The organism is Streptomyces sp. ISL-99, from assembly GCF_018614005.1.
Taxonomy (GTDB): Bacteria; Actinomycetota; Actinomycetes; order Streptomycetales; family Streptomycetaceae; genus Streptomyces; species Streptomyces flavidovirens.
This window is the reverse complement of record NZ_JAGGPC010000014.1, coordinates 35,866-60,163: the sequence shown is the minus strand read 5'-3', so window position 1 is coordinate 60,163 and position 24,298 is coordinate 35,866. Positions and strand designations below refer to the sequence as shown.

At 71.5% G+C, this 24,298-nt stretch carries 20 protein-coding genes and 2 pseudogenes; 9 read left to right on the top strand and 13 right to left on the bottom strand.

The features are described from left to right. Window positions 1–33: 33 nt before the first annotated feature. On the top strand, window positions 34–462 hold the full coding sequence (locus J7E91_RS08950) for an organic hydroperoxide resistance protein (RefSeq protein ID WP_028811159.1): 429 nt from the start codon (window positions 34–36) through the stop codon (window positions 460–462). Between the two features lie 130 nt (window positions 463–592). On the opposite strand, the gene J7E91_RS08945 is transcribed toward J7E91_RS08950, so the two are convergent. Continuing rightward, window positions 593–3,187 (bottom strand): M14 family zinc carboxypeptidase, encoded by a 2,595-nt coding sequence (locus tag J7E91_RS08945; RefSeq protein WP_214900617.1) that lies wholly within the window; start codon window positions 3,185–3,187, stop codon window positions 593–595. A 152-nt stretch (window positions 3,188–3,339) separates the two neighbouring features. Here J7E91_RS08945 and J7E91_RS08940 point away from each other — a divergent pair, with 152 nt between their 5' ends. After that, the gene (locus J7E91_RS08940; protein WP_214900615.1) at window positions 3,340–4,140 is read left to right on the top strand and encodes an EI24 domain-containing protein; all 801 of its coding nucleotides are present in this window, start codon (window positions 3,340–3,342) and stop codon (window positions 4,138–4,140) included. On the opposite strand, the gene J7E91_RS08935 is transcribed toward J7E91_RS08940, so the two are convergent. Further along, complete coding sequence (locus tag J7E91_RS08935; RefSeq protein WP_214900612.1) at window positions 4,130–4,861, bottom strand: carbon-nitrogen hydrolase family protein; 732 nt, start codon at window positions 4,859–4,861, stop codon at window positions 4,130–4,132. The genes J7E91_RS08940 and J7E91_RS08935 overlap by 11 nt on opposite strands. 72 nt (window positions 4,862–4,933) lie before the next feature. Between J7E91_RS08935 and J7E91_RS08930 the strand changes: the two genes are divergently transcribed. Next, on the top strand, window positions 4,934–5,542 hold the full coding sequence (locus tag J7E91_RS08930) for a LysE family translocator (protein ID WP_214900611.1): 609 nt from the start codon (window positions 4,934–4,936) through the stop codon (window positions 5,540–5,542). A gap of 13 nt (window positions 5,543–5,555) precedes the next feature. Here J7E91_RS08930 and J7E91_RS08925 read toward each other — a convergent pair whose 3' ends face one another. Further along, on the bottom strand, window positions 5,556–6,869 hold the full coding sequence (locus J7E91_RS08925) for a pyroglutamyl peptidase (protein ID WP_214900609.1): 1,314 nt from the start codon (window positions 6,867–6,869) through the stop codon (window positions 5,556–5,558). Window positions 6,870–7,098: 229 nt separating this feature from the next. Here J7E91_RS08925 and J7E91_RS08920 point away from each other — a divergent pair. Beyond that, window positions 7,099–9,260: pseudogene (locus J7E91_RS08920) on the top strand (beta-glucosidase). Between the two features lie 149 nt (window positions 9,261–9,409). On the opposite strand, the gene J7E91_RS08915 reads toward J7E91_RS08920, so the two are convergent. Next, window positions 9,410–10,357, bottom strand: coding sequence for an aldose epimerase family protein (locus J7E91_RS08915; protein WP_214900607.1), 948 nt, complete (start codon window positions 10,355–10,357; stop codon window positions 9,410–9,412). Window positions 10,358–10,377: 20 nt separating this feature from the next. Beyond that, window positions 10,378–11,304 carry an SGNH/GDSL hydrolase family protein gene (locus tag J7E91_RS08910; RefSeq protein ID WP_214900605.1) on the bottom strand — a complete coding sequence of 309 codons (927 nt, stop codon included), beginning with the start codon at window positions 11,302–11,304 and terminating at the stop codon, window positions 10,378–10,380. A 307-nt stretch (window positions 11,305–11,611) separates the two neighbouring features. On the opposite strand from J7E91_RS08910, the gene J7E91_RS08905 reads away from it, so the two are divergent. Then, the gene (locus J7E91_RS08905) at window positions 11,612–12,106 is read left to right on the top strand and encodes a DUF3145 domain-containing protein (RefSeq protein WP_028811169.1); all 495 of its coding nucleotides are present in this window, start codon (window positions 11,612–11,614) and stop codon (window positions 12,104–12,106) included. A gap of 82 nt (window positions 12,107–12,188) precedes the next feature. Then, complete coding sequence (locus J7E91_RS08900) at window positions 12,189–13,676, top strand: PQQ-binding-like beta-propeller repeat protein (RefSeq protein ID WP_214900603.1); 1,488 nt, start codon at window positions 12,189–12,191, stop codon at window positions 13,674–13,676. 91 nt (window positions 13,677–13,767) lie between these two features. Here the strand turns inward: J7E91_RS08900 and fabF are convergent, their stop codons facing one another. The 5 genes from fabF to J7E91_RS08875 form a co-directional block, all read right to left on the bottom strand. After that, a complete protein-coding gene (gene fabF, locus J7E91_RS08895) occupies window positions 13,768–15,030 on the bottom strand; it encodes a beta-ketoacyl-ACP synthase II (RefSeq protein ID WP_214900601.1) in 1,263 nt (420 codons plus the stop codon). A gap of 78 nt (window positions 15,031–15,108) precedes the next feature. Beyond that, entirely contained in the window at window positions 15,109–15,357 is a 249-nt protein-coding gene (locus tag J7E91_RS08890) for an acyl carrier protein (protein WP_214900592.1), read from the bottom strand. Between the two features lie 70 nt (window positions 15,358–15,427). Continuing rightward, the gene (locus tag J7E91_RS08885) at window positions 15,428–16,432 is read right to left on the bottom strand and encodes a ketoacyl-ACP synthase III (protein ID WP_214900590.1); all 1,005 of its coding nucleotides are present in this window, start codon (window positions 16,430–16,432) and stop codon (window positions 15,428–15,430) included. Between the two features lie 14 nt (window positions 16,433–16,446). Further along, window positions 16,447–17,367 carry an ACP S-malonyltransferase gene (locus J7E91_RS08880; RefSeq protein ID WP_214900588.1) on the bottom strand — a complete coding sequence of 307 codons (921 nt, stop codon included), beginning with the start codon at window positions 17,365–17,367 and terminating at the stop codon, window positions 16,447–16,449. Window positions 17,368–17,456: 89 nt separating this feature from the next. After that, window positions 17,457–18,656, bottom strand: a complete 1,200-nt coding sequence (locus J7E91_RS08875) for a CdaR family transcriptional regulator (protein WP_214900586.1) — start codon at window positions 18,654–18,656, stop codon at window positions 17,457–17,459. 58 nt (window positions 18,657–18,714) lie between these two features. Between J7E91_RS08875 and J7E91_RS08870 the strand changes: the two genes are divergently transcribed. Then, entirely contained in the window at window positions 18,715–19,374 is a 660-nt protein-coding gene (locus tag J7E91_RS08870; RefSeq protein ID WP_214900583.1) for a pirin family protein, read from the top strand. 60 nt (window positions 19,375–19,434) lie between these two features. On the opposite strand, the gene J7E91_RS08865 is transcribed toward J7E91_RS08870, so the two are convergent. Continuing rightward, the gene (locus J7E91_RS08865) at window positions 19,435–20,262 is read right to left on the bottom strand and encodes a serine hydrolase (protein ID WP_214900581.1); all 828 of its coding nucleotides are present in this window, start codon (window positions 20,260–20,262) and stop codon (window positions 19,435–19,437) included. 151 nt (window positions 20,263–20,413) lie between these two features. On the opposite strand from J7E91_RS08865, the gene J7E91_RS08860 reads away from it, so the two are divergent. Continuing rightward, window positions 20,414–20,872, top strand: a complete 459-nt coding sequence (locus J7E91_RS08860; RefSeq protein WP_214900579.1) for a MerR family transcriptional regulator — start codon at window positions 20,414–20,416, stop codon at window positions 20,870–20,872. 7 nt (window positions 20,873–20,879) lie between these two features. Next, entirely contained in the window at window positions 20,880–21,899 is a 1,020-nt protein-coding gene (locus J7E91_RS08855) for an aldo/keto reductase (RefSeq protein WP_214900577.1), read from the top strand. 91 nt (window positions 21,900–21,990) lie between these two features. Here the strand turns inward: J7E91_RS08855 and J7E91_RS08850 are convergent. Then, window positions 21,991–23,183, bottom strand: a pseudogene (locus J7E91_RS08850) (acyltransferase). Further along, entirely contained in the window at window positions 23,183–24,202 is a 1,020-nt protein-coding gene (locus J7E91_RS08845) for an alpha/beta hydrolase (RefSeq protein ID WP_214900575.1), read from the bottom strand. The pseudogene J7E91_RS08850 and the gene J7E91_RS08845 overlap by 1 nt, the downstream one beginning before the upstream one ends. Window positions 24,203–24,298 lie beyond the last annotated feature (96 nt).

The window sequence follows — 24,298 nt, the reverse complement described above, 5'->3', positions numbered from 1 at the left end:
TCGCGGCGTACAAAGCAGGAGGAATACCTCAGCATGACCATTCTCGACATAGACGTGAAGTACACCGCTGTCGCCACCGCCGAGAACGGCCGTGACGGCCGCGTCGCGACGGACGACGGCAAGCTCGACGTCGTCGTCAATCCGCCGAAGGAGATGGGCGGCAGTGGCGCCGGCACCAACCCGGAGCAGCTGTTCGCCGCCGGCTACAGCGCCTGCTTCCAGGGTGCGCTCGGTGTCGTCGCGCGCAAGGAGAAGGTGGACATCTCCGGCTCGACCGTGACCGCGAAGGTCGGGATCGGTTCGAACGGGAACGGTGGGTTCGGCCTTGAGGTCGCGCTCTCCGCGCACATCCCGAACGTGGACGAGGCGACCGCGCTGGACCTGCTGGAGAAGGCGCACCAGGTGTGCCCCTACTCGAACGCGACCCGCGGCAACATCAAGGTCGACCTGGCCGTCGTCTGACGTACGGACGCGTTTGCTCCGCGTCGCGTCGCCTGACGTGAAAGGCCGCACCCCGGGGATGGGGTGCGGCCTTTCGTCATGGCCTTTCGTCACGGCCCTGCGGAACTGGTCCCGAGGGGTTGTTCGCGGCTCACCCCGCCGAGTTGATCAACGCCCGGCCGACCTGTGCGAAGGCGCCCTTCGGGTGCGCGCGGAACAGCGGTTCCGTGCCGAACAGCACCACTCCCGCGCCCTTCGCCGACGTACCGCTGACGACAGCCGCCTTGCCCGCCGCGTCCCGCGGGCCGCCGCTGCCGCCCTCCGCCGCCCGCCAGTGGCCGGAGACGAGAGGGTTGCCCGCGCCGTACGACTGCTCGACGCGCACGCCCGGACCGAGGTCGGTGAACCACATCGGCGAGTAGACGAAGGTGTGCTCCGGCGCGCCGCCGGACACCGCGCCGCCCGCGTTGACGACCCGGACGACTCCGTTGGCGTCCCCGTTGCCCTCGACCGGCTTCGCCGCCAGCAGACCGGCATCGGCGTTGAGCGCCGCCCCTTCCGCGCCACGCCCGACCACGGCGCCGCCCCCGGTCAGGAACGCGTCGAGCGCGCCGCGCGCGGCCGCGTCGAGCTTCCCGTACTCCAGCCCGGACGACACGAACAGCACGTCCGCCTTCGACCAGTCGAAGCCCGCGTTGAGCGCCGCTGTCGAGACCGGCAGCACCTCGAAGCCCATCTCGCGCAGCGCGAACAGCTCGCCGGACGTGACCGCCGCCACGACCCTGGTGCGGTGCAGCGCGGCCACGCCCTTGGCCTTGGTGGCGTGGAAGGCGACGCCGTACCGGCCGGCGAGAGCGGCGGCCTTCTTGCGGGCCGAAGCGGGCACGAGCGCGCTGCCGTCGGCCGTACGCCGCACCTTCACACCCTCCCTGAGGAGCGAGTTGAGCGCGGCGAGCTCCCTGGGATCGTCGAGCCGCAGCCGAAGGTCACCGCGCGGAGCGACGTAACCGGCCGACGACGCGGCATGTACCGGACGTCCCGGAACATCCACCCCACCCGGTGCCTTCCGCACCTCGTCCACACTCGCGCCCCACAGCAGACCGAGGCTCCAGCCCGAGATGTCGTACATCGTGGAGACGTCCGCGCTGATGTCCCGCCCCTCGTGCAGGATCACGTTGGCCAGACCGCGCTTCGGCTGGCGCATGTCGACGACGTACGACCCCGCCTCGTACGGCCGCCCGCCCAGCCGGAAGTCCCGGCGCGCGCGCTCGACGCGGACGTCATTGGCGACGAGGTGGTCGACGAGCCGGGCGGCAGCCGTCGCGGAACGCTGACTCCGGCCCGCCGGGACGACGTACGCCCGCGGGAAGTCCGTCGTGTACACGTCCTCGGGCCCGATGCCGGGCACCCCCGGAACGGTCTCCTCCGACACCGGCACCTGGGCGGCACCCGTCGCCCCGCGCCGGAACGTCTCGATCTGGTCGGCGACGACCGACGACCGCTTCTGGGCCGTGTAGTCGAGGGTCGCGCGCATCGCCGCGCCCGCGATGTCCGTGTTGATCGCGGCCCTGCGGCGCAGCTCGGCGACCGGCAGCGTGTCGTACGACCGGTTGTTGACCTGCATCGGGAACTCGATGGTGTGCGCCGCGACCGCGCCCTGGAAGGGCATGTACTGCGGCGTGAAGACCGGCGGCCAGTCGTCCCAGCCCTCCTCCTGGTCGCGGAAGGGGATGACGGCGGGCTCGACGCCGTCCTTCTGGGCCGTGTAACCGAGGCCGTTGACGGCGGCCTCCATGCCGAGCGCGTTGGCGTAGGAATTCTTCAGGAAGAGGTCGTACTCGTAGTTCTCGCCGTGCGGCGGGGTCGTCGGCTCGATGAGCGTGCCGTTGACGTACCCGTGCAGGTCGATCATGACGGCCGGCTGCTTGTCGATGGCGATCTGCCGGATCGCGCGCGCCTCGGGCTGGGTGGCGGTGATGAAGTCCCGGTTGAGGTCGAAGCCGTTGGCGTTGGCGCGGGTGCCGGCGATGCGCCCATCGGGATTGGCCGTCACGTTGAGATAGATACGGGTCTTCGCCAGCAGATCGGCGGTCTTGCGGTCCTTCGCCTTCGCCAGCTCCTCGATGAGCTTCAGGGCGGCGTCCGTGCCCTCCCACTCATTGCCGTGGATGTTGTTGTTGATGAACACGGGCGCCTTGTAAGCGGTCTTGATACGCCGGTCCTTGGCGGCGGCGGCCGGCGCGTTCTCGATCAGCTCCCGCATCCGCTCCTGCTCACGGGCCTCGCGGGAACTCTCGGGCGCGGTGACCGTCACCAGATACAGCTGATGCCCGCCTGCGGACTTCCCGGCAACCTCGACGCTGACCCGATCGCTGCCCAGCTTCTGCAGCTCGTTGAGTTTCGGGGCGATGGAGTGGTACGGCGTGAGACCCAGCTTGATGGACTTGTCCGCCGGATCCGGCGCGGGCGGCGTCAGCCGGGTACGGCGCGGGTACCCGCCGCTGCTCTGCCGCGTCCCGGATGACGCCCGGTCGGCATCGAGCGCCTTCGCGGCGGCGCCCGCCGGGCTGCGCGCCGCCTGCTCCTGCCCGGCGGCCCGCTCCCGGTGAACGCCGTCGCCGTCGCCGTCACCACGGCCGGCCCCGGGCGGGCCGGGCTGGGCGGTGGCGGCGACGGGGGAGAGCAGGAGTGCGCTCGCCATGGCGGCTGTGGTGATGAGGAGAGGTCTCGGTATGCCTGTGCCCATGCGTATCTCCGCGTGCGTCGGAAGTGATCAGAGATGATCGGTACGCAGGGTCTACCTGTTCAACCCTGGAACAACAAGGGGGTATTGAGGCAGGCGGGCCCCATGGGGGCTCCGCCTCGGCCAGTAGACAGGCCAGTAGATAGGCTGGTCACATGCGTGATCTCAGGGTGGGTTTCGGTTACTTGATGAAGGGCCAGCGCTGGGCCGGCCGGCACGGCAAGTCCTACGGCTTCGGACTGCTGCCCGGCCTGGTGACCTTCGTGCTGTACGTCGGTGCCCTCATCGGGCTCGCCTACGGCGCCGACGACCTCACGGCCTGGGCCACGCCCTTCGCCGACGACTGGGGCTCGCCCTGGCTCGGCATCTTCCGGGGTGCGCTGACCGCCCTGCTCTTCGCCCTCGCACTGTTCCTCGCGGTGATCACCTTCACCGCCGTCACGCTGCTCGTCGGCCAGCCCTTCTACGAGGAGCTGTCCGAGCGCGTCGACCGCTCCGTGTCCCCCGACGGGACCGCCCCCGAGTCCGGCCTGCCGCTCATCAGGGAGCTGTGGATCTCCGCCCGCGACAGCCTGCGGGTCCTCGCCCGGGTGGTGCTGTACGGCGTCCTGCTCTTCGCCTGCGGTTTCATCCCCGTCGTCGGCCAGACCGTCGTCCCCGTGATCGGCTTCTGTGTCTCCGGGTTCTTCCTCGCGGAGGAGCTGACGGCGGTGGCCCTCCAGCGCCGCGGCGTCGAGCTGAAGCAGCGCCTCACCCTGCTGCGCGGCCGCCGCATGCTCACCCTCGGCTTCGGCGTCCCGCTCACCCTCGCCTTCCTCGTGCCGCTGGTCGCCGTCTTCCTGATGCCGGGCGCGGTGGCCGGCGCGACGCTGATGGCACGCGACCTGCTGGAGGAGCCGTCGGCCGACGCGGACGACACCGCGGGCGACGCGGCGCTGCCGCCCGCTACGGCGTAGGTACGTCGGCGAGCGCGAGGCCCGCCGCGTCCGGCGCCGCCTCGGCCAGCGCCGTACCGTCGGGGCCCCACACCCCGCTCAGCCCGCAGCCGTCGTACGGTCCCGCCTGCCCCACGTGGTTGGCGAGGACGACGTACAACCCGTGGTCCTTCGCCCGCACCGGGTAGACGGCGGAACGCTCCCGCTCGCCGTTCCCCTTCCAGTACAGCGAACTCGCCAGGTAGGCCCGGCACTTGTCGTCGGCGGCGCGTTCCGCGATGTCCGGGAAGTGGCTGTCGAAGCACGTCGCCAGCGCGAACCGCACACCGTCCAGCTCGAACCGCCCGTCGCCCCGGCCCGGCGCGAAAACCTCGCTCTCGCTCTCGTACAGATGCTGCTTGTCGTAACGGGTGAGCAGTTCGCCGTCCGGTCCGAAGACGAAGGACGCGATGGCGGGGCGGCCGCCACCGCCCGTGGTGGGCGCCGCGCAGTTGACGACGGCCGCCGTGGCCGTCTCGCGGCAGGCCGCCCTGACCGGTTCCAGGCGCGGGTCGCCGGGCGTGACGAGCAGCGACGGGTCCTGGGTGAGGAGTTCGAGCTCGTACCCCGTCAGGGCCAGTTCGGCGAAGACGGTGACGCGGGCTCCGCGCCCGGCGGCCTCCCGCACCTGCGCCGCCATCCGGCGCGCGTTCGCCTCGACGGAACCGGGCTCGGACGTGAACTGGGCCGCTGCGACGATCATGCGGTCCATTCTGCCTCCCCGAAAACGTGGACAGCACTTGATCGGCCGATGCGCGACGGCCAGCATCACCCCATGACAGAAGTGATAGCCGTAGCCGTCATCACCCTCCTCGCGGTCATCAGTCCGGGCGCCGACTTCGCGATGGTCGTCCGCAACAGCTGCCTGTACGGGCGTACGACCGGCCTGTTCGCCGCCGCCGGAGTCGCCGCGGGCGTCCTCGTCCACGTGACGTACACGATGCTCGGCGTCGGACTGCTGATCGCCTCGTCGACCGAACTCTTCACCGCGATCAAGCTGGCGGGCGCGGCGTACCTCGTCTACATCGGCGTACGGACCTTCATCGCCCGCGCCGACCTCACCGTCGACCTGGAGTCGAAGCCGGAACTCGGCCCGCTCGGCGCGCTGCGCTCCGGCTTCCTCACCAACGTCCTCAACCCGAAGACCACCCTTTTCGTCGTGTCGACCTTCACCCAGGTGGTCGGCCCGGAAACCCCGGTGTGGCAGCAGGCGGGCTACGGCCTGTTCATGTCGGCGGCCCACCTCGGATGGTTCGGTGCGATCGCGCTCTTCTTCTCGGACTCCCGGCTGCGCGCGGCCATGCTGCGCCGCCAGAAGGCCCTCAACCGGGCGATCGGGTCGGTACTGGTCGGCCTCGGGGTCACGCTCGGATTCGCCCGCTGAACCGCGTGGGCGTCTACCTGTCGGCCGGAGGCCCCTGGCGTGCTTCCGCCGCCACCCGGACGATCGCCCGTACCTGCGCGACGATGTCCAGCCGGTTGCGCACGAACTCGGGGTCGGTCACCTCGGTCGTGTTGCCCGCACCGAACTGGAGCACCGGGGTGTGCACATGCCCGCCGGGCAGTTCGCTCAGCCCCAGGCGGTCGCGGAGCAGCGTCGCGCGGTACGCGATCTCGTTGGAGAGGTAGTCGCCGCCCCCGCCGGCGCGGGCGGTCGAGCCCGTGGTCGGGCCGTCCGGCCGGACCACGGGGGCGGTGGCGCCCGCCGGTATCTCGGTCACCGACGTGTTGTCGTACACCGGGAAGCGGCCGGTACCGGCGGCCACGATCTCCCTGTACGGGAGCGTCGTCGTGGTCCACTGCGGCTGCGAGGCGGGATCGCCGACCGGAACGGTCTCCTTGCGTGAGACGTTCTCATTGTCCGGGAATCCGCCGCGCCAGGCCCCGTTGAAGCGCTCGACATCGATCCGCCCGACCCTGCCCTGGCTCACGGTGGTGAAGAGGTCGAGGTGCGGCAGGTGCGGGCGCAGGGTGCGTTCGACCGTGCCGTCCGCGAAGTCCTGCCACCGGACGGGGAAGACGGCCGTCTCGATCCGCGCGGGGCCGTCGGCGGTCCGTACGACCGTGCCGTCCAGCGCGAGCGCCGTCGCGCCCGACGGGTTGCTGATCCGGATGTCCCGGTCGAGCGTGAACGGGTCGAAGCCGGTGACGAGCACCCGCTTGACGCCCTTGTCCTTGCCCGCAGCCGTCGCTGTCGCCGCCGGGAAGCGGATCGTGTCCTGGCCGCGCGAGGACCGCTCAAGCCGGTCAAGCAGCTTGGCCCGCGCCGCGTCCGAGAGCCCGAACGGCGCCTGCCACTGCCGAAGTTCGCGCGTCATACCGAGCCGCGCCCAGTACAGCGGCCGGTCGTCGTCCCGGCTCAGGTCCCCGCCCGCCGGCCCTCTTCCCTGCGCCCGCTCCACGGCCCGCCGCCACAGCCGCGATCCGTGCCGTACGACGGCCCGCTCGCCAGCGGCGTACGACCGCGCCCCGCCCAGCGTCTCCCCGAAGTCCTCGGCCACCGCGTCGAATCCGCTGCGCCGCAGGATCTCCTGCGGGACTGCCCGCTCCAGCCGCTGCTCTTCGACGGTCGCCGGAGCGGGAGCGGGAGCGGGAGCGGTCGCCGGCGCCGCAGCCGGCTCGGCCGCCGAGGCGGGCAGCGCCCCGAAGAGGGGCGTGAGGGTGAGCAGCGCGACGCCGAGTGCGTACTGCCGGGGGCGTATCGGGGACACAGTGATCCTTCCGTCGGGTGGCGGCAGTATCCCGGTACGCCCGTGTCTTGCGCTACGGGGCAGGGCGAGCGTTGCGGCAGCGAGAGGAAGTCACGCCGGTCCACAGGTAAGCGAGTGACGATAGGAAGCGCGAGAGCGACAGAGCGACAGAACGACAGCCGGACCAGGACTTCAACGAGGAGGTACGGACGTGACAGTCGATCCCAGCACCGAGGGCACCCCCGACCGGATGCGCGAAGAGGCCGTCGAAGCGGCCCTCGGCAAGCTCGGTCTCGAAGCCAAGGCGAGGCTGCTCGGCGGCCAGGACATGTGGTCCCTGCCGGCGCTCCCCGAGATCGGTCTGAAGTCCCTGGTCATGTCCGACGGACCGGTCGGTGTGCGCGGCGTCCGCTGGACCGCCGACGACCCGTCGGTCGCGCTGCCGTCACCGACCGCGCTCGCCGCGACCTGGGACCCGGAACTCGCCCGCCGCGCCGGCCGACTCCTCGCCCAGGAAGCCCGCCGCAAGGACGTGCACGTACTCCTCGCCCCCACCGTGAACCTGCACCGCTCGCCGCTCGGCGGCCGGCACTTCGAGTGCTACTCCGAAGACCCGTACCTCACCGGCGAGATCGGCTCCGGTTATGTGCGGGGTGTCCAGGACGGTGGCGTAGGCACCACCGTCAAGCACTTCGTCGCCAACGACGCCGAGACCGACCGCTTCACCGTCGACAACATCATCACCCCCCGCCCCCTGCGCGAGCTGTACCTGACGCCCTTCGAAGCCATCGTCAAGAACGCCCACCCCTGGGGCATCATGGCGGCGTACAACCAGGTCAACGGCGTGACGATGACCGAGCACCGCTACCTCCAGAACGAGGTGCTGCGCGGCGAGTGGGGCTTCGACGGCTGCGTCGTTTCCGACTGGATGGCCGCCCGCTCCACCACCGGCGGCATCGAGGGCGGCCTCGACGTCGCCATGCCGGGCCCGACGACCGTCTACGGCGACGCGCTGGCCGGTGCGGTCAGGTCGGGCGAGGTCGACGAGTCCGTGGTCGACGACGCCGTACGCAACGTCCTGCGGCTCGCCGCCCGCGTCGGCATCCTGGAAGGCGCCCCACCCGTCGTCACCGAGCCGCCGGAGCCGGTGGACGGCCAGGCGCTGGCCCACGAGGTGGCCCGCCGCGCGTTCGTCCTCCTACGCAACGAGGCACGCAACGAAGCACGCGACGAGGTACGCGACGAGAACCGCATCCTCCCCATCGACGCCTCGAAGATCCGCAAGCTGGCCCTGATCGGCGAGGCGGCCCGTGACGCACGCGTCCTCGGCGGCGGCTCCGCCACCGTCTTCCCCGAGCGTGTCGTCGCCCCCCTGGACGGCCTCGCCGCCGCGCTGCCGGACTCCGTGCTGACGTACGCCGTCGGGGCCGACCCCTTCGAGGCGTTCTTCGGCGACCCGGCCGAGCGGGGCCGGGCCCGCCTCATCGCCGGCGAGCCGGTGGAGGTCTCGCTCGTCCACCCCGTCGGCAAGCCGGACGACGTCCCGCTCCCGGCGGTCGCGTTCTCGCTCCTGCACGGGGAGCCGCAGCGCGACGCCGACGAACTGATCGAGGAGGCAGTCGAAGCGGCACGCGCCGCCGACACGGCGGTCGTTGTGGTCGCCACGACGGAACGCGTGGAGTCGGAGGGCTTCGACCGTACGGACCTGCGCCTGCCGGGCCGCCAGGACGACCTGGTCCACGCGGTGGCCGCCGCCAACCCGAACACCGTCGTCGTCGTCAATTCCGGCTCGCCGGTGGAGATGCCGTGGCGCGAGGACGTGGCCGCGGTGCTGCTCAGCTGGTTCCCCGGGCAGGAGGGCGGCGCGGCGCTCGCCGACGTGCTGCTCGGCGCGGCGGAACCGGGCGGCCGGCTGCCGACCACCTGGCCGGCGTCACTCGCCGACGTACCGGTGACGGAGGTCACGCCGACGGACGGCGAACTGCACTACAGCGAGGGGCTGTACGTCGGCTACCGCGCCTGGGACAAGGCGGGCCTCACGCCGGCATACGCGTTCGGTCACGGCCTGGGCTACACCACCTGGGAGTACGAGTCCCTGGAAGCGACCCCGGCGACGGCCAAGGTCCGCGTACGCAACACCGGTTCCCGCGCCGGGCGCGAGGTCGTCCAGGTGTACCTGGCCCCACAGGCGGACTCGGTGGAGCGGCCGGTGCGGTGGCTGGCGGGGTTCGCGAGTGTCGAGGCGGAGCCGGGGGAGTGGGCGGAGGCGGAAATCGCGCTTACGGGCCGCGCGTTCGAAATCTGGGACGAGGAGCCCGGCTCCTGGACCTTCGTCCCCGCGCGTACGAGGTCCGCACGGGCCGCTCCCTGACCGACGCCCGCCTGACAGCAACCCGGGACATCCATGCCTGATCCCCTTGGGGGCGCTGCCCCAGTTCGGGAAGGGGCGGGTTGGGGAAAGCCCCGCGCAGCGGCCACCGCACCCCGCCGCACCGCACCGGCACCGCACCCGCACCCCGCCGCACCCGCACCCCGCCGCACCCGCGCCCAGCGACCCGCCCCTACCCCCGCACCCCGAACCCGTACACCGTCGCCGACTCGAACACCTCGCCCGGCCGCAGTACCACCCCCGGAAACTCCGGCCGGTTCGGTGAATCGGGGAAGTGCTGGGTCTCCAGCGCCACCCCGTCGAACCCGTCCGGCGTATACATCTGCACCCCCGGCTCCGTCGTAGCGACCGTCACCACCCGCCCCGACCCGGCGTCGTACAGCTCGCCCACCACCTCGGCCTCGCCCGTAACACCCTTGTCCAGCACAAAGTTGTGGTCGTACCCGCCCCCCAGCACCCGCGCCGCGCGGAAGTCGAACCGTGACCCGGCCACCCCCCGGAGCTCCCCCGTCGGTATCCCACCACCGTCCACCGGCGTCATCGCCCCCGCCGCGAGTCGCAGCTCGTACGGGCCGCCACCCCCGAGACTCCAGTACGTGTGATTCGTCAGGTTCACCACGGTCGGCGCGTCCGTCACCGCCCGGTAGGCGATCCGCAGCGCCCCGCCCTCCTCCAGCGTGTACGTCGCCGAGACCTCGACACGCCCGGGAAAGCCCTCCTCGCCGTCGGGGCTGACCCGCGAGAGCCGCACGCCGTACGGTGCCGCCTGCGCGTCCCACACCCGCTTGTCGAAGCCGCGCTCGCCGCCGTGCAGACTGTGCGGCCCCCCGTTCCGCGCCAGCGCGTACGTCCGCCCGTCCAGCGTGAAGGTCCCGCCCGCGATCCGGTTCGCGTACCGCCCGACCAGTGCCCCGAAGTACGGCTCCGGGCAGTCCAGATACCCCGCGAGACCGTCGAAACCGACCACCGCATCGCCCACACGCCCGTCCCGGTCCGGCGTCCGGACCGACTGGACGATCCCGCCGTACGTCAGAACCCGCACCACCACCCCGTCCCGTTCCAGGACCCAGCGATGGACGGGCGTGCCGTCGGCGAGCGTGCCGAAGAGTTCCGCGGTCATGACCGGAAACCCTATGCGACCTACGCCGGAGGCTCCTTCGCCGTGATGTTGCGGTACGCGATCTCCGCGAGCCGCTGCTGCCCGTTCCTGCTCGGGTGGAACCAGTCCCACTGGCTCAACTGGTCGCCGGAGAACCGGTACTCGAAGACCGCCCCGCCGTCGTACCGGCAGCGGGCGTCCTTCGCGCACACATCCTTCAGCACCTCGTTGTACGCGACGACCCGCTCCTGCACCGACTCGCGCCGCGCCACCGCCACCGCGTCCATCGCGTCCGGGGAGGCCAGCATCGACTGGCAGATCCCCAGCTTCCAGATCTCCTTGCCCAGCGGGTTCACGCGCCCCTCGGACCAGAGCCGCTTCAGGTCCGGCACGCTCGACACGTACAGCTGCGACTTGGGCAGTTCGCTGCGGAGCTTCTTCACCGACGTCTCGAAGTACGTCCGGAAGTCAGCCACCGATGTCATGTGCGACACATCGTCACGGCAGGCGTCGTTCGCCCCTACCATCACCGTCACCAGCTCCGGCTTGTCGGCGACCGCCCGCGTCATCTGCTCCGGCAGCTCGGCCATCCGCGCCCCCGACTTGGCATGGTTCCAGGTACGCCCGGCCACGCCCGCCGCGCCGAGGAGCCGCCACGCCACGCTGCGCACCGTGGCGTCCGTACCCGTCGCCCAGGACACCTCCGGGCAGTCGGCGAGGACCGTGCACGCGTCGAAACCGCGCGTGATGGAGTCCCCGACAGCGGCGATGGACGCCGGACTGCGGTCCCAGGCGGGAGTGGGCCTGGGGGAGGGCCGTGGTCCGGCCGTCGAACGGCCCGCGTCCGCGTCGTCCCCCGCGTCGCACCCGGCGAGCGCGCCCAGCAGGACAAGCAACGCCGCCGTCGCGGTGGCGACGGCGGCGTGCGACCGGCGCTCCCGGCCGCGTACCCGGCGGCGTATCCGCATCCCCTGATCCCCTCCGTGGCGTCGCACTGGCGTCCTGGCGAGTGAAAGCTTCGTGTCCACGGCCGCCCGGACCGACAGTACGTCACCCGTCGGGCGCCACCGCACGGTAGTTTTTCCCCGTCGGAACCAGCAGCCCTTCGCCCATCCGGGGCTCCGGTAAATTACGTCACGTCACATACTGTCCCTTTTCAGGAGATTAACTCCCGATGCTGTTTACTGTTGACAACCTCGGGAGCCGACCGGGAAGAGGCGGTACGGGCGCGAGGCCGCTGGGGAAGGCGAACCTCGTCCCACACTGGAGGTCCCGGTGACGACACGTGGAGTTCTGTACGTTCACTCCGCACCGCGCGCGCTGTGCCCGCACGTCGAATGGGCAGTAGCGGGCGTACTCGGTGTGCGGGTCAATCTCGACTGGATCAGACAGCCGGCCTCGCCCGGCACCTGGAGAGCGGAGTTCTCCTGGCAGGCCCAGCCGGGCACCGCCTCCAAGCTGGCCTCCGCCCTGCGGGGCTGGCACCTGCTGCGCTTCGAAGTGACGGCCGAACCGTGCCCCACGGCCGAGGGCGAGCGCTACAGCTCGACCCCCGGCCTCGGCATCTTCCACGCCGTCACCGGAATGCACGGCGACATCCTGATCCCCGAAGACCGGCTGCGCGCCGCTCTCGCCCGCTCGGTGGGCGGCGAGACCGACCTGGAGGCGGAGGTCGCCAAGCTCCTCGGCAAGCCGTGGGACGACGAACTCGAACCCTTCCGATACGCCGGCGAGGGCGCCCCCGTGCGCTGGCTCCACCAGGTCGTCTGACCCTCCGTACCGCGCGGGCCCGCCGCCGGATACATTCCGCCCCACAGTGCACACGCGGTGCACCACCGGTGGGGAGTTGGTTGTGCGTATACGACCGGCGGCCAAAGTGGCCGCCGTCCTGTTGTCATCGGTCGTGATCTGCTGGGCCGTTCTCTTCCATGCCCTGGGCTGGACCGCGCTGGTCCGGGAAAGCGGCGGTTCCTGCAGAGGCTCCGACTGCCCGGAGGGCCTGCCCGCCGTGCTCATCCTGGCGTTCGTGTTCTCCCTCGGCGGCCTGGCCCTCATGGGCAAGGCGCGGGAGGCGGCGGGATTGGGCCGGGGCGCCACCGCCGCCGTTGTGGTGGCCGGCGTGCTGGCCGGTCTGTTGCCCGGCCTGTACGGCTATCAATGGATCCGTGGGGAGAAGGTGGAGACCGCCTCCCCGTTGAAGGCCGCCGACCGGCTGGAGATCGCCTGGCGGGCGCCGCAGGACCGTTCCGGCGCCGTCAAGGGGCTGCGCGGCTGGTCGGCCGGCGACACCGTCGTCCGGGTCCGTACCGACGGTCTGTCCGGCTATGCCGTGAAGGACGGCAAGGAGCGGTGGAACGTCACGGCGCCGGTCCGCGAGTCCGTGTGCGCCCAGAGCGCTCACCCGTCCAAGGGCATAGGTCTCGTCGCCTACGGGCGCCACAACAAGCCCTGCACGACCCTGACCGCCGTCCGGCTCGACGACGGCGCCACCCTGTGGAAGCAGACGCTCAAGGGCGAAGGCATCGGCAAGGGCATCGCGCTGGGCGGCGCCACCGCCGTAACCCTGGAGGACCGGGCGGTACGCGGGCGATCGGCCGAGGCTGGTGGCGAACGGTGGAAGCGGCCCGTGCCGGAGCGCTGCCAGACCCTGGCGATGGGCGCGACCGCCGCCCGCACCCTGGTCGTCGAAGAGTGCCTCCCGGCGAAGACCGACGGCATCGTCACCGCGCGGCTCCTCGCCCTCGACACCCGTACCGGGAAAGAGGAGTGGGCCTCGAAGCTGCCCGTGGAGAGCGCGGGTATCGCGTACGTGTACTCCGTCGAACCGGCTGTGATCGGCTTCCAGGAGACCGACGAACGGGGCGTCCGCGCGGTGCTCGCCTTCGGTGAGCGGGGTGAGGCGCGCGCGGCCGTGCCGTTCTCCGGCCGTTCGGGTGACCTCGACATCAGGCGGTCCGAGAGCGACCTGAAGGCCGAGGGCCCCTTCGTGGCGGGCGACACGCTGGTCGCCGCCGTGCAGAAGCCGGGCGACATCGTGCCCCAGTACGTCGCCGGTTTCTCGATCGCGGACGGCAGGGAGCTGTGGCGTACCGGGGATCTCGGCAACATCGGCGCGCTCGCCCTCCGCGACGACGGCCGGGTGGCGGTGCTGACCGCCGAATGGCCCCGCTCGGACATCGTCGTGCTCGACCCCGGGGCCGGGGGCGCGGTGACGAAGGAGACGACGCTGGGGAAGGAGGCGCCGGTGTCGATCGACGCCGACATGCTCGCGGTCCGCGACTCCTATGTCGTGGTCAACCGTTACACCGACGGCGAACCGCCGGTCTTCGCCCTGCGCTGACCTCGCGTCAGGACGGAACACGGAACGGCGAAGGCCCTGCCGGGAAGCACGGAGCTTCCCGGCAGGCCTTGTCGCTGTGTGCGGTCGTGGATCAGACCGAACGGAAGGCCAGGACCACGTTGTGGCCGCCGAAGCCGAACGAGTTGTTGATCGCGGCGATCGTGCCCTCGGGCAGCGCGCGCGGCTCGCCGCGCACGATGTCCGCGTCGACATCGGCGTCGAGGTCGTCGACGTTGATGGTCGGCGGGGCCGTCCGGTGGTGCAGCGCCAGCACCGTCGCGACGGTCTCGATGCCGCCGGCGCCACCCAGCAGGTGGCCGGTCATCGACTTCGTGGCGGAGATCGCCACGTGGTCGAGGTCGTCACCGAGGACCTTGCGCAGGGCCTTGATCTCGGCGACGTCACCCTGCGGGGTCGAGGTGGCGTGCGCGTTGAGGTGTACGATCTCGGCCGGCTTGAGGCCGGTGTCGTCGAGCAGGTTCTGCATGGCGACGGCGATACCGCGGCCGCTCGGCTCGGGCTGCGCGATGTGGTGGGCGTCCGCGGACAGACCCTGGCCGACCACCTCGCAGTACACCCGCGCACCACGCGCGGCGGCGTGCTCGGCCGACTCCAGGATGACGACGCCCGCGCCCTCGCCGAGGACGAAGCCGTCGCGGCCCGTGTCGTACGGACGCGAGGCCTTCTCGGGCTCGTCGTTGCTCTTGGACATCGCCATCATGTTGGCGAAGGCCGCGATCGGCAGCGGGTGGATCGCCGCCTCGGTGCCGCCCGCGACGACCACGTCGGCGCGGCCGGTACGGATCATCTCGACGGCGTAACCGATGGCTTCGGCGCCGGAGGCGCACGCGGAGACCGGAGTGTGCACGCCGGCCTGGGCGTTGACCTCAAGGCCGACGTTCGCGGAGGGGCCGTTCGGCATGAGCATGGGCACGGTGTGCGGGGAGACGCGGCGTACGCCCTTCTCCTTCAGCACGTCGTACTGGTCGAGCAGCGTCGTGACGCCACCGATACCGGAGGCGATGACCGTGCCCAGGCGGTTGGGCTGGATCTTGTCGTCCTCGCCCGCCTTGTCGGTGTAACCCGCGTCGGCCCACGCCTCACGGGCGGCGATCAGCGCGAACTGCGCCGAGCGGTCCAGCTTGCGGGCCAGCGGACGGGGAAGTACGTCGCCCGGATCGACGGCCGCGAGGGCCGCGATACGGACGGGAAGTTCGGCGAAGCGCTCGCCCTCCAGGGGCTTGACGCCGGAGCGTCCGGCCAGCAGGCCTTCCCAGGTCGATGCGGCGTCGCCACCCAGCGGTGTTGTTGCGCCGATACCGGTGACGACCACGGTGCGATTGGTCGGGCTCACAGGAATTCTTTCTCCACGTGTAGAGGGTGCTGAATTTTCACGGCGCCACCGCCGGGCGGCGACACAGGACCGGCCGGATCAGGCCTGGTGCTCCAGGATGTACTGGGCGGCGTCGCCGACCGTCTTGAGGTTCTTGACGTCCTCGTCGGGGATCTTGACGTCGAAGCGCTCCTCGGCGGCGACGACGACCTCGACCATGGACAGCGAGTCGACGTCCAGGTCGTCGGTGAAGGACTTGTCCAGCTGGACGTCCTCGGTGGGGATGCCGGCGATCTCGTTGACGATCTCGGCGAGACCGGTGACGATCTCTTCCTGAGTGGCGGCCATTGTGGCGCTCCTTCGGTGTTGAGCAGAGGGAATTGGGTAAAGCGGCAGGCCCGGAATGATCCGGACGTGCCTAGGGGAGGGTAACGACCGTCGCGGCGTAGACGAGACCCGCCCCGAAGCCGATGACCAGAGCGGTGTCGCCGCTCTTCGCCTGTCCGGTCGCCAGGAGCCGCTCCATCGCGAGCGGAATCGAGGCGGCCGAGGTGTTACCGGTGGTTTCGATGTCACGGGCGACCGTGACATGCTCCGGCAGCTTGAGAGTCTTCACCATCGAGTCGATGATCCGCATGTTCGCCTGGTGCGGAATGAAGACGTCCAGGTCGTCCGCGGTGATCCCGGCCGCGTCCAGGGCCTGCTGGGCGACCTTCGCCATCTCGAAGACGGCCCAGCGGAAGACCGCCTGGCCCTCCTGCGTGATGGCCGGGAACTTGGCGACCTCACCGGCGTTGCGGTAGTCCGACCACGGAACGGTCTGCTTGATGGTCTCCGACTTGTCGCCCTCGGAGCCCCACACGGTCGGGCCGATGGCCGGTTCCTCGGCGGGCCCGACGACGACCGCGCCCGCACCGTCGCCGAACAGGAAGGCCGTGGCGCGGTCCTCCAGGTCGGTCAGGTCCGAGAGCCGCTCGACGCCGATGACGAGGACGTACCGCGCGCTGCCTTCGACGACCATGCCCTTGGCGAGGGTCAGACCGTAGCCGAAGCCGGCGCATCCGGCCGAAATGTCGAAGGCGGCGGGCTTGTTGGCGCCGATCTTGTCCGCGATCTCGGTCGCGACGGCGGGGGTCTGCTTGAAGTGCGAGACGGTGGAGACGACCACGCCGTCGACCTGCGCGGCCGTGATGCCGGCGTCGGCCAGCGCCTTGCCTGCGGCCTCGACCGACATGGCGGCGACCGTTTCCTCGTCGGAGGCCCAGTGGCGGGTCACGATGCCGGAGCGGGAGCGGATCCACTCGTCGGACGAGTCGATCGTCTCGAGGATCACCTCGTTGGGCACGACACGGGTCGGACGGTAACCGCCGACACCCATGATGCGCGCGTACGGGGCGCCCTGGCTGGGCTTGATCTTCGACATGCTCTCTCGGGCTCCTATCGCGCCGCGTGCTCAGCGATGAGCGCGCGGGCCGCGTCGAGGTCGTCGGGGGTCTTGAGCGCGAGGGTCCGCACACCGGGCAGTGCGCGCTTGGCGAGCCCGGTCAGCGTGCCGCCGGGGCACACCTCGACGATCGCGGTGGCGCCCAGCTCCTTGAGGGTCTCCATGCACAGGTCCCAGCGGACCGGGCTGGAGACCTGGCTGACCAGGCGCGAGACGACCTCGGGGCCGGTGGAGACGGTCCGGCCGTCGGCGTTCGAGACGTACGTGACGGCCGGATCGGACACGACCAGATCCTGCGCCGCCTTGCCCAGCTCGGTGACCGCCGGGGCCATGTGGTGCGTGTGGAACGCGCCGGCGACCTGGAGCGGCACGACGCGGCGTACGCCCTCGGGCTTGTCCTCCGCGAGCGCGGCGAGCTGCTCCATCGTGCCCGCGGCCACGATCTGGCCCGCGCCGTTCACGTTCGCCGGGGTCAGGCCCAGCTTCTCCAGGTGCGGGACGACGACCTCCGCGTCACCGCCGAGCAGCGCCGACATGCCGGTCTCGGTGACGGCGGCGGCCTTGGCCATGCCCAGGCCACGGATGCGTACGAAACCGAGGGCGGCCTCTTCGGTGAGCACACCGGCGTACGCGGCGGCGGTGATCTCACCGACGCTGTGACCGGCGATCGCGGAGACGTCCGAGCGGGCGTCGAGCGCGGCGGCGGACAGCAGTCCGGCGGCCACCAGCAGGGGCTGGGCGACGGCCGTGTCGCGGATCGCGTCCGCGTCGGCCTGCGTGCCGTAGTGGACAAGGTCGAGCCCGATGGCGTCGGACCAGGCGGCGAGCCGGTCGGCGGCGCCGGGGAGGTCGAGCCAGGGAGTCAGGAAGCCGGGCGTCTGGGCGCCTTGGCCGGGAGCGACGAGTACGAGCACCCTCACACTCTCTCTTGTGGACGGTGCTGCGGACCCGTGGGGACAGGGACGAAGAACCGTCGGGGGATTTGTTGGTGTTCGACAAAAGTCTAGGACTGCGGTTCCGCGTCGGCCAGACGCCCCAGGATCAGAGCGATCCGCAGAGTGAAGGCGGATCGAACATCGGAGGGTGACCAGCCGGTGACGTCCGTCACACGTCGGAGCCGGTATCGCACGGTGTTGGGGTGCACAAAGAGCATCCGCGCCGCGCCTTCGAGGCTGCTCGCCTGCTCCAGATACACGCTCAGTGTCTCCAGGAGCGCCGAGCCCGCCTCTTCCAGCGGTCTGTAGATCTCCTCCACCAGCTGATCCCGCGCGGCAGGATCCGAGGCGATGGCCCGCTCCGGCAGCAGATCGTCCGCGAGGACCGGGCGCGGGGCGTCCTGCCAGGCCTGGCACGCCTTGAGCCCGGCGGCGGCGGCCTGCGCGGACCGGGTGGCGGCGAGCAGGTCGGGGACGACAGGTCCCGCGACGACGGGCCCGGCGGCGTACGGCCCGATCAGCGCCTTCGCCACCTGCAACGGGTTGTCGCTGCCGCCCGCGATGACGACCAGGCGGCTGCCGAGGACTCCGGTCAGGACCTGGAGCTTGGCGTGCCGGGCGGCGCGCCGGATCGCCTCGACGGTCAGCTCGGAGTCCCCGTCGGGCGCGGTACCGAGGACGACACACACATGCTCGGGGGAGTTCCAGCCGAGCGCGGCGGCGCGGGACACGGCGCCCTCGTCGGCCTCCCCGGACAGCACCGCGTTGACGACGAGCGATTCGAGCCGGGCGTCCCAGGCGCCGCGGGCCTCGGCGGCCTGCGCGTACACCTGGGCGGTCGCGAAGGCGATCTCGCGGGCGTACACCAGCAGGGCCTCGCGCAGGACCGACTCGTCGCCGGGCGCCGCGACCTCCTCGATCGCGGTCTCCATGACCTCGATCGTCGTACGCACCATCTCCACGGTCTGGCGAAGGGTGATCGCCCGGGTCAGCTCGCGGGGCGCGGTGCCGAAGACGTCGGTGGAGATGGCCTGCGGGGTCTCGGGATGCCGGAACCACTCCGTGAAAGCGGCGATACCGGCCTGGGCGACCAGGCCGATCCACGACCGGTTCTCCGGGGGCATGGCCCGGTACCACGGCAGCGTCTCGTCCATGCGGGCGATCGCGTTCGCGGCGAGGCGGCCGGAGGACTTCTCCAGCCGGCGCAAGGTCGCGGAATGCGGGTGGGCGGCTTTCGCGGCGGGCTGCTCAGGATCGGGTTGGGGCACGGGACAAGACTGCCTTATCGGAACCCGTGGCCGGTGGGCCGGGGCTACGGTGGACCTCGTGATTTCCGTACGGCGCTCCACGGACCGCTTCCACGGAGGCGACGCCTCCGCCGGTATCGAGTCCCTCCACGCCTTCTCTTTCGGCCACTTCTACGACCCGGACCACCTCCGCTTCGGCGCGGTCCTGGCCTGCAACGAGGAACGTCTCGAACCCGGAGCCGGATTCGACGAGCACCCGCACAGCCACACCGAGATCGTCACCTGGGTCGTCGAGGGGGAGCTCACCCACCGCGACTCGGCCGGGCACGCCACCGTCGTACGCCCCGGTGACGTGCAGCGGCTCAGCTCGGGCGCCGGGGTCCGGCACGTGGAGCGCAACGACGGCGGCATACCGCTCGTCTTCGTGCAGATGTGGCTGGCACCGCAGGACCCCGGAGGCGAACCCTCGTACGAGGTGGTGCGGGGCATCGCGGACGCGACGCCGTACGCCCTGCCGGCGGCCGGCGCGCTCCTGCACGTGCGCCGGCCGGGCGCCGGCGAGCGCACGGCGGTCCCGGACGCGCCGCTGGTGTACGCCCATGTCGTACGGGGCCGCTTCGGCCTCGGGGAGCACGACCTGGGTCCGGGCGACGCGGCCCGGATCACCGGGGCCGACGGCCTGGAACTGCTGGCGGCCGCCACCCCCGCGGAGGTGCTGCTGTGGGAGCTGACCGGCTGACCGGAGCGCTGGTCAGCCCGTGAACGGGCTCTTCATGCCGATGCCGGCCGCCACCTGTGACTAGCGGGCGTTCGGCCCGAACCGGGCGAGTACCGCGTCCGTGAACGGCGGCCACACTTCGACGGCCCACGGCCCGAACGCGCGGTCCGTCAGGGCGACGCAGGCGAGACCCGCGTCGGGGTCCACCCACAGGAACGTACCGGACTGGCCGAAGTGTCCGAACGTGCGCGGCGAGGACGAACCGCCGGTCCAGTGCGGGGACTTGGAGTCGCGGATCTCGAATCCCAGCCCCCAGTCGTTCGGGTTCTGGTGGCCGTACCCGGGCAGTACGCCCTTCAGTCCGGGATGGACGACGGCCGTGGCCTCGGCGACGGTCCGCACGTCCAGCAGCCGCGGGGCCTGCAGCTCGGCGGCGAAACGCACCAGGTCGTCGACGGTCGAGACGCCGTCCTTGGCGGGTGAGCCGTCCAGCGACGTGGCCGCCATGCCGAGCGGCTCCAGAACCGCCTGGCGCAGATAGTCGGCGAAGGGGATGTCCGTCGCCTTCGCGATGTGGTCGCCGAGGACCTCGAAACCCGCGTTGGAGTAGAGCCTGCGCTCGCCGGGCGGCGCGGTCACGCGGTGCTCGTCGAAGGCCAGACCGCTGGTGTGGGCGAGGAGATGGCGGACCGTGGACCCCTCGGGCCCGGCCGGCTCGTCGAGCTCGACGGCCCCCTCCTCGTACGCGACGAGCGCGGCGTACGCGGCCAGCGGCTTGGTGACCGACGCCAGCGGGAAGCGGTGCGCGGTCGGGCCGTGCGACCCGACGACGGTGCCGTCCGCCCGTACGACGGCGGCCGCCGCGGTGGGTACCGGCCAGTTCTCGATCAGCGACGTCAGGCTCTGCATGCGTACGAGCGTAAAGGCTCCACAGGTTCAGCCGCGTCGAGGGTCGGGCTTGCGGGCGGAGCCATGACGCCGGAAGCCGGCCGGCCCGTCCGGAAACTTCTCCCCGTTTACGGTTGCTTGGAGTGCACTCCAAGGTCCTAGCGTGGAGGTCATGACCGTGACGGAGACCGCCCCCGTACGCACCGCTTCCTGCGCCACGCAGCCGCCACGGGCGCACCCGCGCCCCGAAGGCCAGGACCACTACACGATCAGCGAGGTCGCGGCGCACACCGGGCTCACGGCGTACACCCTGCGCTGGTACGAGCGGATCGGGCTGATGCCGTACGTCGGCCGCTCGCACACCGGCCAGCGGCGGTTCCGCAACAGCGACCTGGACTGGCTGGCCTTCGTCGGCAAGCTGCGGCTGACCGGCATGCCGGTCGCGGACATGGTCAGGTACGCCGAACTGCTGCGGGAGGGCGAGCACACCTTCGAGGAGCGGCAGGAGCTGCTGGAGTCGACACGGCGGGATGTGCGCAAGCGCATCGCCGAACTCCGGGACACGCTCGCCGTACTGGACTACAAGATCGACTTTTACGCGGACGCCCGGCGGGCGTCGGAGAGGGCCTGAAACCCATATGAGCGACGACAGCAAGATCGAAAAGGTGCGGCTCGGAACGGACGGTCCCGAAGTCGGCGTACAGGGCCTCGGCTGCATGGGCATGAGCTTCGCGTACGGACCCACGGACGCCGACGAGGCGCGGGCGACGCTGGAGCGGGCGCTGGAACTCGGCATCACGCTGTACGACACGGCGGACGCGTACGCCGCCGGGGAGAACGAGAAGTTCCTCGCGCCGTTCGTCCGGGCGCACCGGGACGAGGTCGTCATCGCCACGAAGTTCGCGCTGGCCATGGACCCCGCCGACCCGCTGAAGCGGATCATCCGCAACGACCCGGCGTACATCCGCCAGTGCATCGAGGGCAGCCTCCAGCGCCTCGGCGTCGACCAGATCGACCTCTACTACATGCACCGGCGTGACGTGAACGTCCCCATCGAGGAGACGGTCGGCGTGATGGCCGAGCTCGTGCGCGAGGGCAAGGTCAAGCACCTCGGGCTGAGCGAGGTGACCGGCGGCGAGCTGCGGGCCGCGCAGGCCGTGCACCCGATCGCGGCCGTGCAGTCGGAATGGTCGCTGTTCAGCCGCGACATCGAAGCGGGCGTCGTACCGGCGGCGCGCGAACTCGGCGTCGCCCTGGTCCCGTACTCCCCGCTCGGCCGCGGCTTCCTCACCGGCTCCTTCACCAGCGCCGAGAAGGATCTGGGCGAGGACGACTTCCGCAGGCAGCAGCCCCGCTTCAACGGTGACAACGCCGCGGCGAACGCCTCGCTGCTCGACCCGGTGCGCAAGCTCGCCGAGGGGCGCAACGCCACACTCGGGCAGGTCGCGCTGGCCTGGGTGCAGCAGCAGGCGCAGGTGCACGGACTCGCGGTCGTACCGATCCCGGGAACGCGCAGGCGCACGCGGGTCGAGGAGAACGCGGCAGCCACCCGGCTCCTGCTCACCGAGAGCGAGATGGAGCTGCTCGAACCGATCGCGAGCCAGGTCGCGGGCGGCCGGTACGCGGACATGACGTTCACGTCGGCGGGACGGGAGTAGGGGTACGAGTGAACTGGGCGGGCTGGATTGGTTGACGCAACCGATCCAGCCCCTCTGGTGGCATCTGAGCAGCGGGGTCTGGGGAGCCCCCTCACACCAGCCCCAGCGCGAACACCGCGAACCCCGCCGCGAGCAGCCCCGCCGCCGCCCGGCGGGTCTTCGTCGCCTTCGCCCACGGCGCCTCGAACCCCCGCGCGTAACGCCCGATCAGGATCAGCAGCCCCGCGAACACCGGCAGCCACGCGGCCCTCGCCAGGACCCAGCCGAGCGAATCCGGCGCCTCCGTCAGTCCCGGAACCGTACCCACGAACGAACCGGGGACGGCCGCGGCGAGCATCGCCGTCTGATGCCAGCACAGGATCGTCATCGCCGACAGGTTGATCACGACGACCGGCGCCCACAGCGACGGCCTGCGCAGCAGCCTGCCGATGCGGTCGCGCAGCAGGATCGCGGCGCCGCTCTGGGCCGCCGCGAGAGCCAGGACCAGCAGGGACGGCGGGTGCGAATTGGTGCGGGCCTCGCCCGGTACGCCCACCATCGACGCCGGGTAGTGGAAGGCGACCAGCAGCACGGCGAACAGGGCGGCGCCGCCCACCAGCAGCAGCGCGCCGCCGCGCCGGCCGATGCGCTTCTCGCCCAGGAGACGCCGAGTTGGTACGCGAAGAGCCAGCCCGGCAGCAGGTTCAGCACGCTCAGCCACGACGGCACGGCCTCGGCGTACGGCCCGTACCGCAGGAAGTCGACGACCGCGACGGAGCCGATCAGTGGCGCGGCGGCCCAGGCACCCATCCTGCGGGAGGCGCGGACGCAGTACGGGGTCAGGGCGGTCACCGCGACGTACACCCCCACGAACCACAGGGGCTGGATCACCAGCGTCGACCCGGTCCGCAGCGTCGTGTCCGGCACGCCCATCGCGTACAGCACCGGAATCATCGCCGCCCACACGGCGGTCACGCCGAGCACCGGGCGGCCGAGCCGCGCGATCCGGCCGCGCAGCCACGCGCCGGCCGGGCCCTGGTGGCGGCGGTACGACAGGACGGACGCGTAGCCGCCGACCAGGAAGAAGATGCCCAGCATCTGAAGCACCCAGCTCACCGGCGCGAAGAAACCGAACGTAGTGAGCGGACTGGCATTGCGCAGCACGCCGTCGCCGGCCGGCGTGAAGCCGCCGAGCATCCAGTGCCCGGTGGGCACGGCGAGCAGAGCGAGCGCGCGCAGGCCGTCGACGGCGCGGTCGCGGTGGGCGGGGGTGCGCGCGTCGATCTCCGCTACGGCCGCCCTCATCACAACGCTCCTACGGTGATCGAGGCGAAGGTACGGAGCGACTCCGTGCCCGGGGCGAAGTAACCGGTGTGGCCTTCGGCGTCACCGGCCGGGACGCGGCGGGCGCCGAAGGCGGGGCCGGTGGGGTCGGCGCCGTGGCCGAGGCCGGCGAACTCGACGTTCGGGACGTTGTTGATCCAGTCGGACGCGTCCTTGGCCGCCCATACGCGGGCGTCCGTGTGCAGGTCGTCGACGCTGTCCGCGCGCATTCCGGGGGAGCCGAGCACGACCACGTCGGCGGCGTCGAGGCGCGGGGCGGCCAGGCCGCAGACCACGGAGCCGTAGCTGTGGCAGAAGACGGCCGGGTCCGGGGCGCCGGTGGCGTCGAGCCCGTCGGTCAGCCGGGCGAGGCGGTCGGCGCCGGCCTCCGCGAGGTCACCCGTTGCGGCGTCCACGCCCACGCCGACGGGGGTGGTGTAACCGGTCCAGGCGATCACGGCGGTGCGGTGGCCCTTCGTCGCGTCGCGCAGCGACTTGGCCATGCCTGCCGGGGTGCCGTAGGGATCGTTCGTACGGTCGAAGGTACGGGCGTCCATGTCCGAACCGGGGACGACGACGGCCACGTGCTCCGCCTCGGTCAAGTCGCCGTACACCTCGGCCACTTGGCCCCGGACGCGCGGGTCGAGGGCGAGGATCTGGCGGCCGGGCTCCGCGAGGCGGCCGTAACCCTTGGCCTTCGCGGTAAGGGAGTTGGCGGCGTAACGGAGCTTCACGGGCGCGCCGTCGAGGTTGCCCACGACGGTGGGGTGGCGGCGGACGAGGTCCTGCTGCCGGTCCTGGCTGAGCGCCGCGAAGAAGTGGGCGACTTGGGCGGGCGTGGTCGCGGCGGGGTCGGGCAGGCCCTCGCGCTGCCAGGCGGCGGTGCCGGGGGGTGGGCCGGTGACGGGCTCCTGCGCGTTGCCGGAGGCCCAGCCGGCGGTGCCCGAAACGACGGTCGTCGCGAGCGCTAGTGCGACCAGGGTCCTCTTGTAGCGGCGCATGGTTCCCTCTTCCTCTTCCGGCGGCTGGCGGAGAGGAAGGTAGGAAGACGGCGCCTGAGGGGGCGTCACCCCGGAGAGCCAACTAGGTGGTGCTAC

What these genes read in the sequence shown, in the direction of transcription:
- J7E91_RS08860 (WP_214900579.1), top strand. Translation starts at nt 20,414, where the DNA reads ATGACCGTGACGGAGACCGCCCCCGTACGCACCGCTTCCTGCGCCACG.
- J7E91_RS08910 (WP_214900605.1), bottom strand. Translation starts at nt 11,304, where the DNA reads ATGCGGATACGCCGCCGGGTACGCGGCCGGGAGCGCCGGTCGCACGCC.
- J7E91_RS08855 (WP_214900577.1), top strand. Translation starts at nt 20,880, where the DNA reads ATGAGCGACGACAGCAAGATCGAAAAGGTGCGGCTCGGAACGGACGGT.
- J7E91_RS08890 (WP_214900592.1), bottom strand. Translation starts at nt 15,357, where the DNA reads ATGGCCGCCACTCAGGAAGAGATCGTCACCGGTCTCGCCGAGATCGTC.
- J7E91_RS08950 (WP_028811159.1), top strand. Translation starts at nt 34, where the DNA reads ATGACCATTCTCGACATAGACGTGAAGTACACCGCTGTCGCCACCGCC.
- J7E91_RS08885 (WP_214900590.1), bottom strand. Translation starts at nt 16,432, where the DNA reads ATGTCGAAGATCAAGCCCAGCCAGGGCGCCCCGTACGCGCGCATCATG.
- J7E91_RS08935 (WP_214900612.1), bottom strand. Translation starts at nt 4,861, where the DNA reads ATGATCGTCGCAGCGGCCCAGTTCACGTCCGAGCCCGGTTCCGTCGAG.
- J7E91_RS08915 (WP_214900607.1), bottom strand. Translation starts at nt 10,357, where the DNA reads ATGACCGCGGAACTCTTCGGCACGCTCGCCGACGGCACGCCCGTCCAT.
- J7E91_RS08940 (WP_214900615.1), top strand. Translation starts at nt 3,340, where the DNA reads ATGCGTGATCTCAGGGTGGGTTTCGGTTACTTGATGAAGGGCCAGCGC.
- J7E91_RS08930 (WP_214900611.1), top strand. Translation starts at nt 4,934, where the DNA reads ATGACAGAAGTGATAGCCGTAGCCGTCATCACCCTCCTCGCGGTCATC.
- J7E91_RS08865 (WP_214900581.1), bottom strand. Translation starts at nt 20,262, where the DNA reads ATGCAGAGCCTGACGTCGCTGATCGAGAACTGGCCGGTACCCACCGCG.
- J7E91_RS08845 (WP_214900575.1), bottom strand. Translation starts at nt 24,202, where the DNA reads ATGCGCCGCTACAAGAGGACCCTGGTCGCACTAGCGCTCGCGACGACC.
- J7E91_RS08945 (WP_214900617.1), bottom strand. Translation starts at nt 3,187, where the DNA reads ATGGGCACAGGCATACCGAGACCTCTCCTCATCACCACAGCCGCCATG.